Origin of the sequence: Bradyrhizobium sp., assembly GCF_004799445.1 — a bacterium.
Taxonomy (GTDB): domain Bacteria; phylum Pseudomonadota; class Alphaproteobacteria; order Rhizobiales; family Xanthobacteraceae; genus Bradyrhizobium.
Genome location: NZ_SSNA01000235.1, coordinates 21,800 through 36,778, shown reverse-complemented (window position 1 = coordinate 36,778; position 14,979 = coordinate 21,800). Strand labels below are relative to the sequence as shown.

At 63.4% G+C, this 14,979-nt stretch carries 14 protein-coding genes; 6 read left to right on the top strand and 8 right to left on the bottom strand.

Features of this window, described 5'->3' with window-relative positions:
• Both E8A46_RS29930 and E8A46_RS29925 read right to left on the bottom strand, forming a co-directional pair.
• Positions 1–1,478, bottom strand: a 1,478-nt coding sequence (locus tag E8A46_RS29930; protein ID WP_291568822.1) for a helicase-related protein, incomplete at its 3' end; no start/stop codon positions are given.
• A gap of 1,019 nt (positions 1,479–2,497) precedes the next feature.
• On the bottom strand, positions 2,498–3,289 hold the full coding sequence (locus E8A46_RS29925; RefSeq protein ID WP_291568828.1) for a DUF3108 domain-containing protein: 792 nt from the start codon (positions 3,287–3,289) through the stop codon (positions 2,498–2,500).
• 456 nt (positions 3,290–3,745) lie between these two features.
• Here E8A46_RS29925 and rpmB point away from each other — a divergent pair, with 456 nt between their 5' ends.
• On the top strand, positions 3,746–4,072 hold the full coding sequence (gene rpmB / locus E8A46_RS29920; protein ID WP_291568820.1) for a 50S ribosomal protein L28: 327 nt from the start codon (positions 3,746–3,748) through the stop codon (positions 4,070–4,072).
• 171 nt (positions 4,073–4,243) lie between these two features.
• Positions 4,244–4,672 carry a patatin-like phospholipase family protein gene (locus E8A46_RS30560; protein ID WP_363252869.1) on the top strand — a complete coding sequence of 143 codons (429 nt, stop codon included), beginning with the start codon at positions 4,244–4,246 and terminating at the stop codon, positions 4,670–4,672.
• Here the strand turns inward: E8A46_RS30560 and E8A46_RS29915 are convergent.
• Positions 4,579–5,283, bottom strand: a complete 705-nt coding sequence (locus E8A46_RS29915; RefSeq protein WP_291568818.1) for an HNH endonuclease — start codon at positions 5,281–5,283, stop codon at positions 4,579–4,581. The genes E8A46_RS30560 and E8A46_RS29915 overlap by 94 nt on opposite strands.
• Before the next feature lie 69 nt (positions 5,284–5,352).
• Entirely contained in the window at positions 5,353–7,116 is a 1,764-nt protein-coding gene (locus E8A46_RS29910; protein ID WP_291568816.1) for an NAD(P)/FAD-dependent oxidoreductase, read from the bottom strand.
• 381 nt (positions 7,117–7,497) lie between these two features.
• Here E8A46_RS29910 and E8A46_RS29905 point away from each other — a divergent pair, with 381 nt between their 5' ends.
• The 4 genes from E8A46_RS29905 to aroQ all read left to right on the top strand — a co-directional run bounded on the left by E8A46_RS29905 (position 7,498) and on the right by aroQ (position 10,616).
• Positions 7,498–7,896 (top strand): DUF6156 family protein, encoded by a 399-nt coding sequence (locus tag E8A46_RS29905; protein WP_291568814.1) that lies wholly within the window; start codon positions 7,498–7,500, stop codon positions 7,894–7,896.
• Positions 7,897–8,415: 519 nt separating this feature from the next.
• Positions 8,416–8,733, top strand: coding sequence for a hypothetical protein (locus E8A46_RS29900; RefSeq protein ID WP_291568812.1), 318 nt, complete (start codon positions 8,416–8,418; stop codon positions 8,731–8,733).
• A 466-nt stretch (positions 8,734–9,199) separates the two neighbouring features.
• Positions 9,200–9,907, top strand: coding sequence for a cyclase family protein (locus E8A46_RS29895; RefSeq protein ID WP_291568810.1), 708 nt, complete (start codon positions 9,200–9,202; stop codon positions 9,905–9,907).
• 268 nt (positions 9,908–10,175) lie between these two features.
• The gene (aroQ, locus tag E8A46_RS29890; protein ID WP_291568807.1) at positions 10,176–10,616 is read left to right on the top strand and encodes a type II 3-dehydroquinate dehydratase; all 441 of its coding nucleotides are present in this window, start codon (positions 10,176–10,178) and stop codon (positions 10,614–10,616) included.
• Between the two features lie 220 nt (positions 10,617–10,836).
• Here aroQ and E8A46_RS29885 read toward each other — a convergent pair whose 3' ends face one another.
• The 4 genes from E8A46_RS29885 to E8A46_RS29870 all read right to left on the bottom strand — a co-directional run bounded on the left by E8A46_RS29885 (position 10,837) and on the right by E8A46_RS29870 (position 14,903).
• A complete protein-coding gene (locus E8A46_RS29885) occupies positions 10,837–11,775 on the bottom strand; it encodes a glycerophosphodiester phosphodiesterase (protein WP_291568806.1) in 939 nt (312 codons plus the stop codon).
• A 97-nt stretch (positions 11,776–11,872) separates the two neighbouring features.
• Positions 11,873–12,985, bottom strand: coding sequence for an NADH:flavin oxidoreductase/NADH oxidase (locus E8A46_RS29880; protein WP_291568804.1), 1,113 nt, complete (start codon positions 12,983–12,985; stop codon positions 11,873–11,875).
• A 135-nt stretch (positions 12,986–13,120) separates the two neighbouring features.
• Positions 13,121–14,083 carry a tripartite tricarboxylate transporter substrate binding protein gene (locus E8A46_RS29875; protein ID WP_291568802.1) on the bottom strand — a complete coding sequence of 321 codons (963 nt, stop codon included), beginning with the start codon at positions 14,081–14,083 and terminating at the stop codon, positions 13,121–13,123.
• 130 nt (positions 14,084–14,213) lie between these two features.
• Entirely contained in the window at positions 14,214–14,903 is a 690-nt protein-coding gene (locus tag E8A46_RS29870; RefSeq protein ID WP_291568800.1) for a hypothetical protein, read from the bottom strand.
• Between the last annotated feature and the right edge of the window lie 76 nt (positions 14,904–14,979).

The window sequence follows — 14,979 nt, the reverse complement described above, 5'->3', positions numbered from 1 at the left end:
TCCCGCAGGCGGCGCATCAATACACTGGTACGGCGATCAACGAAACGCTCCGTGAGCCGTTCATGCAGCGCATCGGACAATTTATTTTCAACATCGCGTGCGATTCCCTGCCAATGCTCGGGATCCGCCAGCCAGTCCGGCCGGTTGGCGACAAAGGTCCAGGTGCGGATTTGCGCGATCCGGCCCGATAGCGTGTCGATATCGCCGTCGACCCGGTCGGCCTGATCGACCTGGGCAGCGAACCAGGCGTCGGGGATCCGGCCCTTCTGCATCAGGAATCCGAACAAAGTGGTGACCAGCTCGGCATGGGCGGCGGGCGCGATCCGGCGGTAATCCGGAATCTGGCAGGCGTCCCACAGCCGCTCGACCGCGGCCGCGCCATGCGCCATGTCGCGGACATCGGCGTCGCGCGCGGCGTGATCGAGCACGCGCAGATCCTCGGCAATCGGCGCCCGGGTCAGCGCCTCGTGCGACGGCGACAGCGCCAGCGACACCTGCAACGCGCCGAGCGAGGCGAAATCCAGCTTGGAATTGCGCCACTGCAACACCTTCACGCTCTCGAAGCTATGATTCTGCAGCGCATTGACCAGTTCGGGCTCGAACGGCGCGCAGCGGCCCGTTGTCCCAAAAGTGCCGTCGCGGGTGGCGCGGCCGGCGCGTCCGGCGATCTGCGCGAATTCGGAAGGATTCAAGCGGCGGAACTGATAGCCGTCATATTTGCGGTCAGAGGCAAACGCGACGTGATCGACGTCGAGGTTGAGGCCCATGCCGACGGCGTCGGTCGCGACCAGGTAATCGACGTCGCCGTTCTGGAACATCTCGACTTGCGCGTTGCGGGTGCGGGGCGACAGCGAGCCCAGCACCACGGCGGCGCCGCCATGCTGCCGGCGGATCAGTTCGGCGATGGCGTAGACCTCATCGGCCGAGAACGCGACGATCGCAGTGCGCCGCGGCTGGCGGGTGATCTTGCGGTCGCCGGCGAATTCCAGCTGCGACAGTCTCGGCCTTGTAACGATGGAAGCGCCGGGCAGCAGCCGCTCGATGATCGGGCGCATGGTGGCGGCACCGAGCAGCAGGGTTTCGTCGCGGCCGCGGCGGTTGAGGATGCGGTCGGTGAAGACGTGCCCGCGCTCGAGATCGGCCGCGATCTGGATTTCATCGACGGCGAGAAACGACACGTCGAGATCCCTCGGCATCGCTTCCACGGTGGAGACCCAGAACCGCGGATTCTTCGGTTTTATCTTCTCTTCGCCGGTGATCAGCGCGACCGACTCAGGCCCAGCGCGATCGACGATCTTGTTGTAGACCTCGCGCGCCAGGAGCCGCAGCGGCAGCCCGATGACGCCTGAGGAATGCGCCAGCATCCGCTCGATCGCCAGATGAGTCTTGCCGGTATTGGTCGGCCCGAGCACGGCGGTGACGCCGGCGCCGGGAGCCCGTGCGTTGGCAAGCGAGGGCGAAGAAGTCGAAAAGGCCATGTTTTTATGGGGTTTCTGCTTAGGGTCGCGTTGGGCGCCTGCTAGCCCAAGATGGGGAGCGGCGGTGGGAAGCGGAAGACGCGCGAGGTTATATGTGTGTCACAATGCGACGCCTGTATGATCCCTGCTTAAGTTCTGGAACGAGTCCGGAACGAATCGCGCCCGAATCGGTGACTCCGATGCACTCCGGCTTCGTTCACCGCAACATATCGCGCAAATAGCGCGCCGGCGCACTAGATCAAGTTTGGCGTGGCCCGACAAGCCTGCGGTTTGACGGCGAATTCCTTAAAATTGGCGCGAGGCGGAGTCGAATCAGAAGCGGGCAAGAGTCAAGCGGGATTCAGTGTCTCGTCGTCGCACCCAAACCCTCGTCGTCCCCGCCTGGTGCGCAATTGCGCACGGGAGCGGGGACCCATACCGCGTGATCTATCGCTAGGCCCAGGTGGATGACGCTCGTTCAACAATTGAGACCCGTGGTTATGGGTCCCTGCGTTCGCAGGGACGACGGATAAAGCCATCCCTCAATTCCTCTTCGCCACGCGCATCGCTCTCTCGCTCCCTCGCCCCGCTTGCGGGGAGAGGGTCGGGGTGAGGGGGATTCTCCGCAAAGTTTGGACTCGCGGAGAATCCCCCTCACCCGGCGCTGCGCGCCGACCTCTCCCCGCAAGCGGGGCGAGGTGATTCGCAGCAGCAGCGAGTAGATCAATTCGTCTTCGCCACGCGCGTGACGCTCTCTCACTCCCCTCCCCCTTGCGGGGTCGAGACGAGCGAAGCTCGCTCTTAGGGGTTGGGGGTGGGGGTCCACACGAGCGGTCCCGATGCGGCTACCCCCCTCCCCAACCCTCCCCCGCAAGGGGGGAGGGAGAACGAAAAATCAATTCGTCTTCGCCACGCGCCCCGCTCATCGTCATTCCGGGATGGTGCGCAAGCACCAGACCCGGAATCTCGAGATTCTCCGATGTGCAATTGCACATCGTGGTTCGATGCTTCGCATCGCCCCGGAATGACGGGATGCGCCGTCAATTCGTCTTGGCGACGCGCGGAGGCGTTGGCGTGGTGATGAACTGGGTGGCTTCCAGCATGGCGGTGCCGAGCGGGGTCGGGATCACCATCCGGAACGGCACCAGCACCCGGGTTCCGGCGACCGGCGCGAACGCGATTTCCATGTTGCGCTGGGCGGTGAGGTATTTGATCACGGGACGATCGGGGATGTAGCCGGCGACCGGCACGAAATAGATCGCGCAGACCACCACCGGGCCGGCATAGCCCTTCTCGGCCTTCACGGTTTCCATGCGCTTGAAATCGAGTTTCAGCTCGTAGCGCATGCGGCCGTCGAAGATGGCGTTGCCGGTGTGGCAGGCCTCGGGGCCGAGCGGATCGGCGGTGCCGGGCACCCGCAGCATCGCCCCCGTCATCGGATCGAGCACGCCTCTGCGATGCGCATCGGTGACCGGAATCCGGTCCGGATCGACCGGCGGCTCGGGCTCGATGGCGAATTCCTTGATGCCGCCATTGGCGAGCACCATGCGGATCGCCTCGGTTTTTTTCGAGGTCGTGGTGGAGGCGCTGTAACTGGTCGCGACCAGCGCGCCGTTGACGACGCGGCCCTGCGAAGCCCCGGTGCCGGAACCGCCGGCGAAGGCTTTCAACAGCCCCGCGGTGCCGCCGAAGGCAGACGCCGAAAACGAATCGTCGGAGATGTCGATGGTCCAGGCGCCCTTGCCGACGGGAATGCCGGCCAGCGTCGCCTCGTAATGCGCCTCGAGCCTTCCTTGCGCGAAGGCGGCAGGCGCAGGCGCCCACAGCACCATGCCGGCGCACAGCCCGGCCAGCACCCGCAGCGCCGATGCGGCGACGCGCTGTGAACTCTTGCTGGAGATGGTCACGGAACGGCGGTCCTCTGGGCAGCGGGATCGGTCTATCATTTAGTCAAAACAACCCGGCAAACAACGCGCCATCCGCGCAATATTGAATTTGCACGCTTTTTAGGTAAACCATCGGGCGCCAGGCCGATCCGCGCGCAAGCATGGGAACGATGATTTCGACTGCGAATACGCCGTTTATATGATCGTTTTTGTGATGGTAAGCGGCGCCAAACGCTCCTGAAACCGGGTGTTCCCGGCTGCTGTTCCGCCCGCCAAAACCTTGACGCCATGCGGCCCAGCCCCTATACGTCCGCGGTTCCCTGGATGGACGTGTTTTTGAACCCTTGGCGCCGACCCCTTTGATGCGGGACGGCAGGCCGGGATGGAAGAGGATTTCTTGCGATGTCGCGGCGCTGTGAACTGACGGCCAAGGGCCCCCAGGTGGGCCACACTGTGAGCCACTCCAACATCAAGACCAAGCGGCGCTTCCTGCCGAACCTGTGCAACGTCACCTTCATTTCGGATGCGCTGGGACGGAACGTGCGGCTGCGCGTCTCCACCAACGCGATCAAGAGCGTCGACCACCGCGGCGGCCTCGATGCCTTCCTGATCAAGGCCAAGGCCGACGTGCTCTCGCCCCGCGCGCTGGAGCTGAAGCGGGCGATCGAGAAGAAGCTGCCGAAGGTCGAGTTTGTGAAGAAGCCGGCGAAGACGGCGAAGGCGAGCTGAGCTTCTCGTTAGACTGAGTTAGCGGTTGAGAGTTTTGGATGGCCGGGTCGAAAGACCCGGCTGTTTTTGTTTTGGGGGGAGCGGCCTCTGCGGAACAAAGCTTACCCACAACCAACGGTTCTGCTAGAAATTCCTTGCAATTTTTACCCTCTACCGAGGTCTATTTTCGTTATGGCGAAGACATCATTCTTCAAGAGCTGTTTGGGTGTTTTCCAAGGTGGCGGCTGCCGGGCCGCAGCCTTTGTCGGAGCCTTCGAAGAAGCCATAAGTAGTGGCGTCAGCTTTACTGAAGTCGCGGGAACTTCTGCTGGAGCAATTGTAGCGTCTTTGATTGGTGCCGGTGCTCAGCCCAAGGACCTAAGAAACGCAATAGCGAGCATGGATTTCAATTCGTTCGTCGGTAAGCCGGACCGGAAAGGAAGCCGCGGTATCGCTGGAAATGTCTTTGCAATGAAGTTTCCACAATATGCTGATCTACTATTCGACCAAGGCTTCCATTCGTCCCTTCAGATCAAGACGTGGGTCGACGAACAGTTGGCGCGGCTTTTGCCCGAAGAGAAGGGATGGAAATTTCCACACCCTAGTTCCGCAGCAGCGTAAGAATGAGCTATCTTCGCTAGCATTCGGCCGAAGTCATCTTGTTCGCCGCGTGCTTGCGGTTCGATGCCCATGATACCGACCGAGTTTGCTCTGTATTTTGCGCGTATGCGGTTCAGCTTTTCGCCAACCCCCTCCAACAACTCAGCGGAATAGACGCCGCCGGTTAGCATTTTATCTTCTAGTTTCTGCCCTAGCAAAATTCCAGGTGGAGGAAAGACCAAGTTCACTAATAACGCTGGAAATTCATCGATGGGGACTTTTACTCTATGCCTGTCCAGCATCAGAATGAAACGCTCAGCCTTGCGTTTCTCTCTTTGCTTCGCGCCTCGATGCTTTTGAGGCAAGCCAAGCTGTCGCCGTATTGGCTTTAAGGCATTGCAGGCATGTCCTTCAAAGGCATGCGATTGATCGGCACAGTTTGCGCAACTCGCATTTTCAATAACTAAGGCGCCTCCCAAGCTCTCTGGGATAATGTGCTCTGAAGTCAGAGGTGCTTCGGATATCTCATTGCAGTAAATGCAGCCGTTGCATCCTGGCCTATCCCGTTCGCGCCGATAGACATATCGACGGTTCATCTTGGTCAGATTGCCTAGTGAGACGTCATCGCTCATGCGCCGAGATGCTCCGGTCGCTCCTCGATCTTCTCCGCCAGACCCGGCCATAGGCACTTCCCATCAACCTCACTCCACCCGCTTCCCCAGCGTCCCCTTTTCGATCGCGTCGATCTGCAGCGCGATGAACCGGCTGTAGATGCGGGCCTGCGAGAAGGCGCCGGCGGTGAACCACAGGCCTGGCTGCGGCGTTCGCCGCCACATGTTGGCAAGCTCGCTTGTCTCCTCGTTAAATCCCCAGACCCGCCCGACCCGCGCCGCGACCTCGGCGCCGAACAATTGTCCCACCAGATGATCCGGGCCCTTGTAGCCGGTCGCCAGCACGAACAGCTCGGCATGAAGCGCCGATCCGTCGGCGAGCCGCAGGCCGCCGGTCTCGACGCCTGCGATATCGGCGGCCTGGATCAGGCGGATGCGGCCGTCGGCGATCAGCTCGGAGCAGCCGACGTTGAAATAATAGCCGCCGCCGCGGGTGCGGAATTTCAGCGGCCAGCCGGTGCCGTCCTCGCCGAATTCGAGCCGGAAGCCGGCGGCCTTAAGCTGCGCCAGCAGCGGCGCGTCGAGTTGTTTCACCTCGTCGGTGATCAGCTTGTGCGCGGCCTTCATCACCGGCAGTGGGGTGCCGGAATTGAGGATGTCGCGAATTTCGATGGGCGGGCCGTCGCCGAGATAGGCCCTGTCATAGAGCTGCGCCGGCTCGACATTGACGATCATGGTGGGGCTTCGCTGCACCATGGTGACGGCGGCGCCGCTGGCGTGCAGCTCCTGACAGATGTCATGCGCGCTGGTGCCGGTGCCGAACACCACCACGGAGCGGCCGGAATATTCCTGGCCTGCGGCGAATTGGCTGGAGTGCAGCACCTGCCCAGCAAAATTCCCGATGCCTTCGATATCCGGAATGTTCGGCGTGCCGCTGACGCTGGTGGCGAGCACGATGTGTTTGGGACGAAGCACGCGGGCGCCGTCGGCGCGGCGCAGCCGCGCGGTCCAGCGCTGAGTCGTGTCGTCATAGTCAGCGCCTTCGAAGCTGGTTTGCGTCCAGAAGTCGACCTCCATGAGGTCGACATAGCTTTCCAGAAAGTTGGCGATCTGGTCTTTCGGGATGTAGTCCGGAAAGGTCACCGGGAACGGCAGATAGCGCAGATGATTGACCGGCGTCTTGTTGTGCAGCTTGAGGCCGCGGTAGCGCAGGCGCCAATTGTCGCCGACGCGCGCCTCCCGGTCGATCACCAGCGTATCGAGCCCGATCCGCTTCAGCTCGACGGCGGCGGAGATGCCGGCATGGCCACCGCCAACGACCAGCACATCCGGTTCGCGGTCAGTGAAGGCGCTGGAAGTTTTGCGCTGCTCGGCCCAGTCGGGCGCGGTGAAATCGCGCGCGTGCGATGTGGCCGCCGCCTGGCGCGCGCGGGCTTCGCATATTTGGTCGAAATCAAGCGTGGTGGAAATCGTCCAGGCTTTCGCGAGCCCGTTCGGCGCGGCGAGCAGCCGGAGCGAGCCGATGCCGGGTCCATCGGCGGTGGCAAAGCGGAAGATGGCCTCGATCACCTCGCGCCCGGCGACCACCGCTTTCCGCGGCGCAAGCGCCGCCGCGTCGATCCGGAATTCGGAAGCACCAGCCTCCGCCGCGCGCTGAAGCAGTTCGGCCACCAGCGGCGCAGCACCGCTGACGGTCGCAAACCGCCAGGCGAGGCCGAAGATATTTCGCCAGTGGCAATCTTCCGCGAACAATTCGGACAGCGCGGGCGCGGAGCGCGCCTGCAACGCCGCGCCAAAGGCTGATATCCACGCTCCCGCCATGTCCTCCGCGGCAGGGCTCAGCCGGTCCAGCATGGGTGTCCCCTTCTCGATTGATCGAGGCCGGTTTGTTCTGAGAGTATGATCCAAAATGCAGCTAGCAAAACAAGGCCTCTAAGACCGTCATTCCGGGGCGATGCGAAGCATCGAACTACGATGTGCAATTGCACATCGGAGAATCTCGAGATTCCGGGTCTGGTGCTATGCACCATCCCGGAATGACGCCGAATACCACTGCCTGCCTTCTGAGTCAGATTCCAGCGTCCATCTGACAACACGCTCTTGCGAAGCACAACCGCCATCATGCGGGCCGCGAGGCCATCCATCGCGCGCCCCCCGACGCCCAAAATCCCGTGAACCTTCCGCGCCCTCGCCGAGTCCAATGGCGTTACCGGTCCAACGCGAGCCTGATCCACCATGAAGCTTTCGGTCCTGCTGGTTGCCCTGATCGGCCTTGTGCTGGCCGCGCTCGCCGTGGGTGTCTCGCTCGCCAAGGCGCGGCACGATCCGATCGAATATTACATGGGCTGGCGCGGCTACCGGCATCCGATCACGCCGGAGCACCGCATCACCAAGGAAGAGGCCGACGCGCTCACCGCCAGGGGCGCGGCCTACCTGATCGGCCATTACGACGGCGGCGGCAAACTGACCAGCGTCGTCAAGCTCTACCGCGGAAAATTCTTCTTCGAATATCTCTATGCCTACCATCCGAACGGCCGGCTGCAGCGCGCCCGCATCACCCGCGCCGGCCAGGTCACCGTGCTGGAATACGACGCGCGCGGCCGCAAGCTTGCCGACGCCGGCGGCGCGTTTTGAGATTTTGGATGCGCGTGGTGGCGCGGAAACACTCTCCGCGTCGTCCCTGCGAAAGCGCCACACCTTCGATCGTCGTCGCCCGGCTTGACCGGGCGATCCAGTATTCGAGAGACGCTGACAAGGAATCGAGAGGCCGCGGCGTACTGGATACCCCGCATGCGCGGGGTATGACAGCTTTCCGGATGACTGCCCGACGGGCAAATCAACGGGCCAATCGATCTTCCCGTCCAGCCTTCCCGCAAAAAATATTCCTCTTCACGGTTCGGTAGAAGCAGGTTTATTGATTCGCGCATCCCGCCTCAACAGAGGGGCGTTGCGCAACGTCACGGACGCGGAGCGGGATGCGGTGGACGCCTGGGCGCAGCACGACGAACGCGCGAAGGCGGATGGCGAAGTCGTGTGGTCCTGATGCCCCGACGCTGGCATCAAGCTCTCGCGAAGGCGCGAGAGTGACGGTGGCAAGAAAGCCCGGTCACCGGGGAGAGCACGAAGGAAACCGTTAAAACCATTGCGCGGGGAATGCCGGACGTTTCCGGCGTGACCGTGGTGACTAACGCGTGCGCTTTCTACACTACGCACGCGGCTGCGGACGCGCCGAGCGTCCGGCATTCCCTGCGCCCTCTGATTGGAGGGCGGGAGGTTCTTCAGCAAAACTCGGGCGAATCGCGCCGCGAGATCGCGAAGCTGTATCCTGCCGTCATTGCCCTGTATCCTTCGTCATTGCCTGCGACAAACGCGAAGCGTTTGCGCAAGGGAGCGAAGCGACGAAGCAATCCATTCTTTCTTGATGCGGTGCGATGGATTGCTTCGCTAACGCTCGCAATGACGGTCGAATGAGATGTCTGATATTCGAATAGCGGGGCGCTCTTTACCTCGCCCCGCTTGCGGGGAAAGGTCGGAGACGAAGCGACAGCGAAGTCTCCGGGTGAGGGGGACTATCCGCGAGCGTAAGTCTGCCGAGAGTCCCCCTCACCCGCCCGACCTCGCTGCGCTTCGCCGGGCGACCTCTCCCCGCAAGCGGGGCGAGGTGAAGGCTTCTTACCCTCCCCTGGAGGGGGAGGGTCGACGCGAAGCGGCGGGGTGGGGTGACGGTCTCTCCATTTTCAACTGTGCCCGTGTTGAGAGATCACCCCACCCCGTCTGACATTTCGCTGCGCTCAATGTCAGCCGACCCTCCCCCTCCAGGAGAGGGTAAGGGCGCCCAACCCATGCAATCCGACCGCTCGAATTTCACCGGCGACTATGGTGAGATGACAAGAGCCGGTCTGATCCGGATTATTTCTCACCCAGGAAAGGACCCCTCGTGAAGATCGTCGACCTCAGCCGTCAGCTCTACCACCGCACCCCCAGTTATCCCGGGCATTCCGCGATCATCCACGGCGTCTGGAAGACCCACGAGGAATCCCTTGCCGATGGCGGCAACGTGCATGGGCTGGCCTCGATGTATTTTGCGATGCCCGACCATGGCGGCACCCATATCGACGCACCCCGGCATTTCGACAAGCGCGGCATTGGAATCGACGAGTATCCGCTGGAAAACTGCATCGTGCCCGGCATCTGCCTTGATCTGCGCCACATCGCGCCGCGCGCCGAGATCACGCCCGATGATCTCGCGGCGGCGGTGAAGAAAGCGGGCCATCCGATTCCGAACGGCGGCACCGCGCTGCTCTGCACCGGCCATCACGAGCGCACCTTTCCGCGCAAGGAATATGCGACCGAGAATTCCGGCGTCAACGTGCCGGCCACCGAATGGCTGGCCAAACAAGGCATCGTGCATTTCGGCATCGATTCGATGCGGCCGGGGCCCGAAGGCAAAGAGAACCTTTTGGTCCACAAGGCCTGCTTCGAGCTCGGCATCACCCACATCGAGAGCCTGTGCAACCTCGAAGCGCTGCTCGGCGCGGGACCCTTCACCTTCATCGGCCTGCCGATGAAATGGCGCGGCGGCACCGGCTCCCCGATCCGCGCAGTCGCGGTGTTCGGGATGTCGGGCGTCACTGGGGCATCGTAAAACTGGATCGGGTTACATGATGAGATCAGATCGAGTTTCCAGCCGCATCGGCAGTGCGCTCCCTCGCCCCGCTTGCGGGGAGAGGGTTGGGGTGAGGGGGACTCTCGTCATCACCGGTGTTGCGGAGAGTCCCCCTCACCCGCCCGACTTCGCTGCGCTTCGCCGGGCGACCTCTCCCCGCAAGCGGGGCGAGGTGAAGGGAGCGCGCTGACGGACTTATTCAACAATCCAGAACCTGAGCGAATCCATTCCAAGAGAAAGGCACAACATGAAACGCGTGATGATCCTCAACGGCCCAAACCTCAATCTGCTCGGCGTGCGCGAGCCGCATATCTACGGCACCACCACGCTGGCGCAGATCAAGGAGAGTTGCGAGCGCGAAGCGACAAAGCTCGGGCTGACGCTGGCGTTTCACCAGTCCAACCATGAGGGCGAGCTGGTCGAGTTGATCCAGTCGGCGCGGCAATCGGCCGATGCCATCATCATCAATCCGGCCGCCTATTCCTTCACCTCGATCGCCATGGTCGACGCCATCAAGGCGTTCGAGGGCCCGGTGCTGGAGGTGCACATCTCCAACATCCACGCCCGCGACGAGTACCATCGCCATTCCAAGATCTCCCACGCCGCCACCGCCGTGATCTGCGGCCTCGGGCCCTATGGCTACGTGGCGGCGCTGCGCGCGGTGGCGGAGATGCCGAAGAAGGCGTGATGGGTCCGCGGGCGGCCTGCGTTAGAGCATGGTGAGACCAGATTGATATGTCATGGCATCGGCAGCGAGCCCCCTCTCCCCGCCTGCGGGGAGAGGGTCGGGGTGAGGGGGAGCCTCCAAGCATACGGACTCGCGGAAAGCCCCCCTCACCCGCCCGACTGCGCTGCGCTTCGCCGGGCGACCTCTCCCCGCAAGCGGGGAGAGGTGAAGTGAGCTCGGCCTACGGCTTCACCGGCCAGCCCTTCGGCAGCGCGATGCCCTTGTCGGAGGCCGCCTGGCGCAGGAGATCCGGATGATCGGAAATGATGCCGTCGACGCCGAGCTCGATCAGCCGCGCCATGTCGGCCGGCTTGTTCACGGTCCAGACCACGACCTTCAGTCCAAGCGCGTGGGATTCGGCGATCAGCGCCGGGGTGACGTCGCCGAAATGAGGCGACCAGATCGCGCCGCCGGCGTCCTTGATGGTGCGCGGAATCGAATGGCCGTGTGCGGCCGGATCGAAACCCGCGGTCCAGCCCGTTGCCTTGTCGGGCGAGACCGTCGGCGATTTTCCGCTCTGCACCGTCAGATAGACCGTCGGTATGGCGGGGGCGAGTTTCTGCACCAGCTGCAGGGTCCGCCAGTCGAACGACTGCACCATGACGCGGTCGGAGAATTTCTCGCTCGCGACGAGATCAAGCAGCAGCGCGACGAACCGCGCGGGATCCGGGGATTGCTCGGGATGATCAGGGTCGATCTTTGTTTCGATGTTGAAGCGCACGTTTCCGTCGCCGGATCGGCGCACGAGCTCGAATACTTGCTTCAGCGTCGGGATTTTGGTGCCGGGCACCGCGCGCTGGTCGGGAAATTGCGCCGCATAGGCGCTGCCGGGGCGGATCTGGCCGACGTCATATTGCCTGACCTCCTCGAACGACAACTGCACGAAGGGAATGCCGGGCGGCGCGACATAGTTGCCGCCGGGGCCGCGGGCGAGATCCGGATTGAGGCCGCGCTCATGCGAGACCACGATCATGCCATCGCGCGTCACTCCGATGTCGAGCTCCAGCGTGTTGACGCCCATCGACAGCGCGTTGGCAAAGGACACAAGCGTGTTTTCGGGAAACAGCGCGCGACCGCCGCGATGGGCCTCGATATCGAACGCCAAAGCTTCCGCACCCATGACTGCTCCGCTTAACAAAACGCACAAGGCCGCGGCGGCGATCGCGACGCGAGGGACGATGGCCATGCCCGATGCTCCGGCGCGCGTTGTGGAAAGATCACCTCGCGCCGAAGGTGGTCTTGCCGAACAGTTCCTTCTGCGTCGAGGGCTGCGAGCGCCAGTATTGCGGCGGCGCATCGACCTGGCCGCCGAGTTCGGCCGCGGCATGCCAGCCCCAGCGCGGATCGTACAGCATGCCGCGCGCCAGCGCGACCATGTCGGCCTTGCCGGACGCCACGATCTCCTCGGCCTGTCTGGCTTCGGTGATCAGGCCGACCGCCATGGTGGTGATTCCGGTGGCTTGCCTGATCGCTTGCGCGAACGGCACCTGATAGCCCGGCGACAACGGGATCTTCTGCTGCGGCGACACCCCGCCGGAGGAAACGTCGATCCAGTCGACGCCGCGCTTTTTCAATTCGCGCGCGAATTCGATGGTCTGTTCGAGGTCCCAGCCGCCCTCGACCCAGTCGGTCGCGGACACCTTGATGCCGACGGGTTTTTGGTTCGGAAACACCGCGCGGACCGCGTCGAACACTTCCAGCGGATAGCGCAGCCGGTTCTGCAAGGACCCGCCATACTGGTCGGTGCGCTGGTTGGAAATCGGCGACAGGAACTGATGCAGCAGATAGCCGTGGGCGCCGTGCAGTTCGATGGCGTCGATGCCGAGCCGCTCGGCGCGTTTGGCCGCCGCGACAAAGGCGTCGCGGATGCGCGCCAGGCCTTGCGCATCGAGCGCGAGCGGCGCGAGCTCGCCCTCCTTGTGCGCCAGCGCGGACGGCCCTTCGGTCTGCCAGCCGCCCTTGGCGAGCGGGATCTGCTGGCCGCCATTCCACGGCTCAAAGCTCGATCCCTTGCGGCCGGCATGCGCGAGCTGCATCGCCACCGCGATTTTCGAATGCTTGCGCACCGAGGCGAGGATGGGCTTCAGCGCGGCCTCGGTGGCGTCGTTCCACAGGCCGAGGCAGCCCGGCGTGATGCGGCCGATCGCCTCGACATGAGTGGCCTCGATGCAGAACATCGAAGCACCCGACAGCGCCAGCGTGTTGATATGGGTGAAATGCCAGTCATTGGCCTCGCCGTTCCCGGCCGAGTACTGGCACATCGGCGCCACCATGATGCGGTTGGCAAGCTCCAGGCCGCGCAATTTGATCGGGGAAAACAGGGCGCTCATGGAAATGTCCTGACAGGGCGGAAGGAGTGGCTGGGAGTTCTATACCTCTCCGATCGTGAGAGGTCGAATTTCGATCGCGTGAAGCGCGGTGCCGCGCCCGGATCGCGTCGTCAGGGAACGACGCTTGAAAGCGGGCTACTGCTGGATGCCGGCCGCCTTGATCAGGCGCAGATTGTCTGCCGTCTCGCGCGCGATGAAGGCGTCCATCTCCGTTGGATTCAACGGCAGCGGCTCGATGCCGAACTGCTTCAGGCGGTCCTGCATCGCCGGCTCGGCCAACAGCTTGACGCCGGCGGCATGGAATTTCTCGACGATGTCGCGCGGCGTCTTCGCCGGCATGAACACGCCGAGCCAGAACACGCTTTCGGCATCTTTCAGCCCGGCCTCGCCCGGCGTCGGCACATCCGGCAGATCGGCGGCGCGCTTCGGCGTCGATACCACCAGCGCCCGCACGCGCCCTTCCTTGATCAAGGGCAATGCGGTCGCGAGCGGACAGAAATAGAAATCGATCCGGCCGCCGAGAATGTCGGCGATCACTTCGGCGCCGCCGCGGTAGGGCACGTGGGTGGTCTCGATCCCGGCGGCGAGGCGGAATTTCTCGGCGCTAATATGCACCGCGCTGCCAACGCCGACCGAGCCGAACGAAATCGACCCGGGCTTTGCCTTGGCGTCGGCGATGAAATCCTGCACGGTTTTCCAGGGTCGCGTCACCGGCACGATCATCACATTGGGGCCGGAGCCGATCATCAGCACCGAGGCAAGATCCCTGGTGACGTCGAATGTCAGTTTGGGATAGATCGCCGGCGCGATCGTCAGTGCCGAGGATTGGGCGAGAATGCTGTAGCCATCCGGATCGGCCTTCACCACCATGGCGGTGCCGAGCGTGCCGCCGGCGCCGGAGCGATTTTCGACCACGATGGACTGGCCGAGTTCGGCGGAAAGGCCGTCGAGCACCACCCGCGGCACCACATCGGCGGCGCTGCCGGCGCCGAACGGGATCGTCGCCTTGATCAGCCGCGACGGCCAGTTTTCCGCCTGCGCTGTAGCGGCGGCGAAAAAGCACCCCAAAACAATCGTCAATCGGATCGACTTGCGCATACTTTGCTCCGGTCATCGGTCGGCTGTGATGCGCATCTGTTCGCTCAGCGCCGCCGTCGGGCAGCTTTGCAAGAAATATTCCGTCTGGCCAATAGCGCCGTCGTGGTCATTGCGACCCGCATCGTCCGGTTCAGTTCCCGAATTTTCCTGTCCGGAGATCGACAATGCGGTAGCGATCGCCCGGCATCAGCAGGCAATCGGCCTCGGCCGAGAATTCGATCATCAGCCGGCCGTCATCGAGCTTGTCGGTCACCCGCCCAAAGGCGCCGAGCATGCGCTCGAAGCCGGGCCCGGAGGTCACGAATCGGCGGCGCTCTTTCAGCACAAAGCGCCGGGTGTCTTTCCATTCGAACTCGGGAATGCTTTCCCGCTGGTGGTCATCCGCACCGACCTCGCGGCTCGTTACCTCCTTGAACAGGCTGCGACCCAGCATCAAATGCGCGCGGCGGTTTTCGATATGATAAAGATTGAGCTCCACCATATGGCGATCGCTGCGGAACGTGATGACAACGTGGCGCGAATCCGCCGACCAGAAGGCGTAATAGGCGTTCGGGCCGGTGTCGAGAACGGGCCCGATATCGGCGAGCCGCGCGATCCGGCGGTGGGCGGGCTCCGCCATCAGCCAGACATGGAAGTTTTCGTTGCCGCCCTCGCCGTCGCCGTGCGAGGCCTGCGACAGATGCTTGTCGGGCGCCAGCCCATCGCGAATGACGGCGTATTCGTCCCTGGCGTAGTCGTGGGAGTCCGTGGCGCGGGCCGGCGTGGTGCCGCATGCGAGCAGCGCGGCGAGAACGGTCGATATGGCGCGGCGTGATGTCATGGCGGTTGGTCGGGGTGGCGCGGCCGGCGGTTCATCCTGGTCCCGGCGAAGGCGGAGGGACAATTGCCCCGGCCCG